Here is a 6,136-nt window from a genome sequence, read left to right as displayed (position 1 = left end):
TATTCCTACTTGTGAATGTAATAAATGTACATTCTCTAAAAACTCTCCTGCATATTTACTTTTATGGTTATTTACAATATCTGACATTGTCTTTACAATTTCAAGTGCTAAAGTATTAGCTTTTTCAGAGTATCCAAATCTATCTTTCTCCTCTGTAGCCCCTAATAAATTATTTACACATTCTGCTAATCCAACAAATCCAAATAATCCTGTAAATTTTTCTTTTTCTATAAACCCTTCTTTAACTAAGAAACTACTTTCATAGAATCCACTTTCTTCTATAATAAATTTTGATCTTTCATCAATATATTCAAGCATCTCTTTTGATACATCTGGTAAAACTCTTGTTACAAAATCTTCAACTGAAGTAGCCTCTTTCGATAAAATACCTAGTCTTGTTCTCACTAAAGTATTTGCTCCCCCTCCAACTGTAAGACCATTATAACAACTAACAATTCCATAATCCCCTTTAAAATCTTTTCTAAACATTCTATCATTTGCAAAACTTGGTTTAGCTGTCTCTAATGCTGTTAATATAGAATCAATTGCTAACTCTTTTGTTGTTTCTTCACTATATTTTAAAGTTAAATTTGGAGTTGGTAATTGTAACTCTCTCATAGCTTTCAATATTAATCTTCCAGCCTTTGTATCTTTTGGCCCTATATTAGCATGACAGAAAGAATCTGTTATTGTTGAATCTATATGTTTTAAAAATAATTTTATAGCTAAATATGCTTCATTTTCATCTTTAATAAATGGTTCTAATAAATAATCTATATTTCCTAAATAAACTGGCATTGTAGTTATCGAAGGAACATGTTTATATAGTATTAAAAGTCCATGTACAGCTTCCCATAAATTAGTTGGTACTTCTAAATTTAAAAAAGTACATCCCTTTTCTAAAAATACATTGTAATCAGGTACTATATATCTTGGTCTATATGGTGCGTTCCCCTCAAACAAATCACATACAATCCCTTTTCCCATATATTTTTTTAATTTTTCACTTTTATTTAGTACATCTAGTGTACCTTCTGCTAATCTAGCAAGTGTTATAACTTTTTGTTCAAAAGTTATATCCTGTCTTTTTATTGTTTCTAGTATCATATCCTTTTCTCCCTCTAATACAAAATTCAAAATACAATTTTCACATATTATATTCAATTTATACTCACTTTGTCAACTTTTTTAATATTATATCTTATTGTATCCCTCTAAATAATTTAGAAGTTTTTTTCGTATTCTTTGCATAGAGTTATCTATTATTTTTACATCTTTATCTAAAAGTATTGCAATTTCACGATAGTTATATCCCTTTGACATTTGCAAAAATATATCCTTTTCTAATCCACTTAAATTTTCTTTCATATATTTTTTTAAATAATGAACAAGTTCTGTTCCTAAATATATTTGTTCTGGAGTATAATAATTTAAAGATGGATAATTATACTTTATAACCTCTTCAGATTCATTATACTTTCCACCTTGAATTGCCTTATTAAGATTTTTATTTTTTTCTGAGTTATACTTTTTTACTGCTGTTAATATTTGTCTTCTTATACATAAACTTGCAAATGTATTAAAACAAATATTTCTCTCTTCATCATAAGATTTTATTGCTTTTATCAATCCTATTAGCCCCTCTTGTATCAAATCCTCTTTATCAGCTCCCTTTAAAAATAAATTCTTATTTTTAAAATAAATAAAATTTTGATACTCTAGTATAATCTTTTCAATTGAATCTTCATCTCCACTTTTAGCCCTTATGATATCTAACTTTTCTATCATAATTTTGCCCCCCTTTATTTAGATGGATATTCATTACTATTAACAGTATAGTTTACAACTTTATTCAAAAAAAATCAATTTTATTTCTCTTATTTGCTCTTTATTTTTCTTTAATTTTAAGGTACAATTTATTACAGAAATAAATAATAATTTTTTCAGGAGGGTCTATGAAAACTGATATACAAATAGCACAAGAAGCAAAGATATTAAACATCTCTAAAATTGCAGAAAAACTTAATATTTCTCAAGATGATTTTGACATCTATGGAAAATATAAAGCAAAATTAAACTTATCTCTTTTAGATAAACTTTCTTCAAAAAAAGATGGTAAATTAATTTTAGTAACTGCTATAACTCCTACTCCAGCTGGAGAAGGAAAATCAACAGTTACAGTTGGATTAACTCAAGCTTTTAATAGACTTGGTAAATCTTCTGTTGCCGCTTTAAGAGAACCATCTTTAGGTCCTGTTTTTGGAATGAAAGGTGGTGCTACAGGTGGGGGATATTCTCAAGTTATTCCTATGGAAGATATAAATCTTCACTTTACAGGAGATTTTCATGCTATTGGAGTTGCTCATAACTTAGTTTCTGCGTGTCTTGATAATCATATTACTCAAGGAAATAGTTTAAATATTGATATTACTAAAATAACTTGGAAAAGAGTTGTTGATATGAACGATAGAAACTTAAGAAATGTTGTAATTGGTTTAGGTGGAAAAGCAAATGGATACCCTAGACAAGACTCATTTCAAATAACTGTAGCTTCTGAAATTATGGCTACTCTTTGTCTTTCAAACTCTTTAAAAGAACTAAAAGAAAATATTGGGAATATGGTTTTTGGTTATGATTATAATGATAAACCATTAACTATTAAGGACCTTAAAATAGCTGGTGCTGTAACTGCACTTTTAAAAGATGCAATCAGACCTAACTTAGTTCAAACTTTAGAAAATACTCCAGTTATTATTCATGGTGGACCTTTTGCTAATATTGCTCACGGATGTAACTCTCTTATTGCTACAAAACTAGCATTAAAATTGTCAGATTATGCAATTACTGAAGCTGGTTTTGCTGCTGATTTAGGAGCTGAAAAGTTTTTAGATATAAAATGTAGAAAAGGTGATTTAAAACCTAACTGTATTGTTATTGTAGCCACTGTTAGAGCTCTTAAGCATCACGGTGGAGCTAAACTTTTAAATGAAGAAAATTTAGATGCACTACAACTTGGAATGGCTAATCTAGATAAACATATTGAGAATATGTATAAATTTAATCTTCCTGTTGTTGTTGCAATTAATAAATTTGCAACAGATACTGATGCTGAAATTCAAATGATCAAATCTCACTGTGAGAAATTAAATGCCCCTGTTGCTCTTTGTGATGTTTGGGCAAAAGGAGGAGAAGGAGGAGAAGAACTAGCTGAAATTATTTTAGATAAACTTTCTAAAAATAAAGATAACTATACTCCACTATATGATTTATCACTTCCTATTTCAGAAAAAATTTCTACAATTTGTACTGAGATTTACGGAGCTGATAAAGTTAATTTCTCTCCAAATGCTAAAAAAACTATAAAAAAATTAGAAGAATTAGGTTATTCTAATCTCCCAATCTGTATGTCAAAAACACAAAAATCTATTTCAGATAAAGCTAATCTTTTAGGTAGACCAACTGGTTTTACTGTTGAAATCGACACTATCAAACTTGCTGCTGGTGCTGGATTTATCATCGCTATGGCTGGTGGTATAATTGATATGCCAGGACTTCCTAAAATTCCTGCTGCTGAACTGATAGATATTGATGATAATGGTGTAATTTCAGGTTTATTTTAATAATTTCCCTCACTTAAAGCTAAGTGAGGGTTTTTTATTTTCATAAAATATAGTATAATACAGTATAAAATACATTGCATCAAGGGGGAAATATGAAAATCGGTAAGCTTACAATAACTGATTTGGAAAACCTTATTTTTAAGAATATCCAAAACAACAATGACAACGTCATATCTTCTGGAGAAATTGGTAGTGATTGTGCTGCTATTGAAATAGGTGATAAAGTAGTTTATTTATCAACTGATCCAATTACAGGTACAAACAATGGACTTGGTAAACTTGCAATTAATATAAATTGTAATGATATTGCCACTGAAGGTGTATCTCCAATGGGTATTATGATTACTATATTAGCTCCACCTCATACTAAAAAAGAGGAAATTGCTAAAATTATGAAGGAGGCTCAAGAGGAGGCAAATAAAATTGGTGTTTCTATTTTAGGTGGACACACTGAGATTACTGCTGCAGTTAATAAAACTATCATTTCTGCTACTTCTATTGGTATAGGAGAAAAAACAGATTTTAAATCTAAATCTAAAATCATTGCAAGTGATAGAATTATTATTACCAAAGGTGTTGGAATTGAAGGTACTGGAATTATTGCTTTTGAAAAAGAAAATGAAATTCTTGAAACTTTAGGAGAGAAAATCCTAGAAGATGGAAAAAACTTATTAGATCTTACAAGTGTTGTTAAAGAAGGTGTTATCTCTAATAAATATGCAAAGGGTATGCATGATGTTACAGAAGGTGGTCTTCTTGGAGCTCTTTGGGAATCTAGTTGTTTTTATAATTTAGGTATTTCTGTTGATTTAAATAAAATTAAAATTCATGAATCTACGAAAAAGATTTGTTCTCTTTTTAAAATCAACCCATTAAAATTAATTTCAAGTGGTACTATGTTAATTATAGTTTCTAAAGAAGATGCAAAACCTCTTATAGAAAAACTTAAGGAAAATAACATTGATGCCTTTGATATTGGAGAGTTAACAGAAAATACAGATAAAATTATTTATAAAGGTGAAGAAAAAACTTTAATTCCTCCACCTGAAAGCGATGAACTTTATAAAGTTATATAAAAAAATAGTTAGGAGTGTTAATATTGAATATAAAACAAAGAATAATTGGTTTATTAAGTGAATACGAAAAAGGGAAATATTCAAATATATTGTTAAATGAATATTTTTCAAAAAACAATTTAAGTAAAGGTGAAAGAGGATTTATCACTGAAGTATTTTATGGAGTTATTAGAAATGAAATTTATTTAAATTATCAGTTAGAAAAAAGAACTAAAGCTATTAAAAAAAATTGGATTAAAAATTTATTAAAAATATCTATTTATCAAGCTACTTTTATGAATAGTGATGAAAAAGGAATTGCTTGGGAAGCTACTGAACTTGCTAAGAAAAAATTTGGAGCTCCTATTGGTAAATTTGTAAATGGTGTTATTAGAGGATATCTTAGAGAAAAAGATCAAGATATTAAAACTTTAAAAGAAGAGGATAAATTAAATATTTTATACTCATATCCTAAATGGTTCTATAATAAAATTAAAGAGGAATATAAAGATGAAGCTGAAGCTCTTTTAATCTCTCTTAAAAAAATACCATACTTAAGTGTTAGAGTAAATACTCTTAAATATACTACTGAAGAGTTTGAGACTTTCTTAAAAAAATTCAATGTTGAAATCATAAAAAAAGTAGATACAGTTTACTATATTGATTCTGGTATTGTTATTCATTCAGATGAGTTTAAAGAGGGGAAAATTATTGCTCAAGATGCTTCATCATATCTTGCTGCTAAAATTTTAGAACCTAAAGAGGGCGACGTTATTGTCGATACATGTAGTGCACCTGGAAGTAAATCTGCTGTTCTTGCTGAATTAATGAATAATACTGGAGAAATATATGCTCTTGATATCTATCCTCACAAATTAAAATTAATCAATGAAAATATGAAAAAACTTGGTGTTACTTGTGTTAAAGCTATTAACTTAGATGCTAGAAAATTAAAAGATCAAGGATTAAAATTTGATAAAATCTTAGTTGACGCTCCTTGTAGTGGATATGGAGTTCTTAGAAAGAAACCAGAAGCTCTTTACAATAAAAATATGAGTAATATAGAAGAGTTAGCTATATTACAACAAGAAATTTTAACTTCTGTTTCACAAACTTTAAAAGTTGGTGGAGAGTTAGTTTATAGTACTTGTACTATTTTTAATGAAGAAAATACTAATAATATAAAAAAATTCTTAGAAAATAACAGCAATTTCTCTGTTGTTAAAATCCAACTTCCAGAAGATATTAATGGTGGATTTATTATTAACTATACAGAAGAAATACTTGATAACTTCTATATTATAAAACTAAGAAAGGACTCTTAATAAATGTTAGATGAATTACAACAAGCTAATGAATATATTATAAATAAAATTATTGAAAAAGACACTCTTATTTTAGAAATGGAGGAGTTTGCAAAGGAAAATAATGTTCCTATTGTTACTAAAGAAGTTGCTGAAT

At 27.8% G+C, this 6,136-nt stretch carries 5 protein-coding genes; 3 read left to right on the top strand and 2 right to left on the bottom strand.

Annotated elements, in window-relative coordinates; translation table 11 throughout:
• Together Q0V09_RS06600 and Q0V09_RS06595 are read right to left on the bottom strand one after the other, a co-directional pair.
• The coding region (locus tag Q0V09_RS06600; protein WP_297487816.1) for a YjjI family glycine radical enzyme at positions 1-1,107 on the bottom strand (1,107 nt) is incomplete at its 3' end.
• An 87-nt stretch (positions 1,108-1,194) separates the two neighbouring features.
• Complete coding sequence (locus Q0V09_RS06595; protein ID WP_297487814.1) at positions 1,195-1,788, bottom strand: sigma-70 family RNA polymerase sigma factor; 594 nt, start codon at positions 1,786-1,788, stop codon at positions 1,195-1,197.
• 167 nt (positions 1,789-1,955) lie between these two features.
• On the opposite strand from Q0V09_RS06595, the gene Q0V09_RS06590 reads away from it, so the two are divergent.
• The 3 genes from Q0V09_RS06590 (at position 1,956) to rsmB (ending at position 6,000) form a co-directional block, all read left to right on the top strand.
• The gene (locus Q0V09_RS06590; protein WP_297487812.1) at positions 1,956-3,620 is read left to right on the top strand and encodes a formate--tetrahydrofolate ligase; all 1,665 of its coding nucleotides are present in this window, start codon (positions 1,956-1,958) and stop codon (positions 3,618-3,620) included.
• A gap of 92 nt (positions 3,621-3,712) precedes the next feature.
• Complete coding sequence (locus Q0V09_RS06585) at positions 3,713-4,696, top strand: AIR synthase family protein (RefSeq protein WP_297487810.1); 984 nt, start codon at positions 3,713-3,715, stop codon at positions 4,694-4,696.
• Between the two features lie 23 nt (positions 4,697-4,719).
• Positions 4,720-6,000 (top strand): 16S rRNA (cytosine(967)-C(5))-methyltransferase RsmB, encoded by a 1,281-nt coding sequence (rsmB, locus tag Q0V09_RS06580; RefSeq protein ID WP_297487808.1) that lies wholly within the window; start codon positions 4,720-4,722, stop codon positions 5,998-6,000.
• The last annotated feature ends 136 nt before the right edge of the window (positions 6,001-6,136 follow it).

Source organism: uncultured Cetobacterium sp. (genome assembly GCF_947039425.1).
GTDB lineage: Bacteria > Fusobacteriota > Fusobacteriia > Fusobacteriales > Fusobacteriaceae > Cetobacterium_A.
This window is presented reverse-complemented; position numbering and strand designations above follow the sequence as displayed.

Bases quoted from the DNA above. Each gene is read 5' to 3' on its own strand.
- Q0V09_RS06595 (WP_297487814.1), bottom strand. From the start codon at position 1,788: ATGATAGAAAAGTTAGATATCATAAGGGCTAAAAGTGGAGATGAAGAT.
- Q0V09_RS06585 (WP_297487810.1), top strand. From the start codon at position 3,713: ATGAAAATCGGTAAGCTTACAATAACTGATTTGGAAAACCTTATTTTT.
- Q0V09_RS06590 (WP_297487812.1), top strand. From the start codon at position 1,956: ATGAAAACTGATATACAAATAGCACAAGAAGCAAAGATATTAAACATC.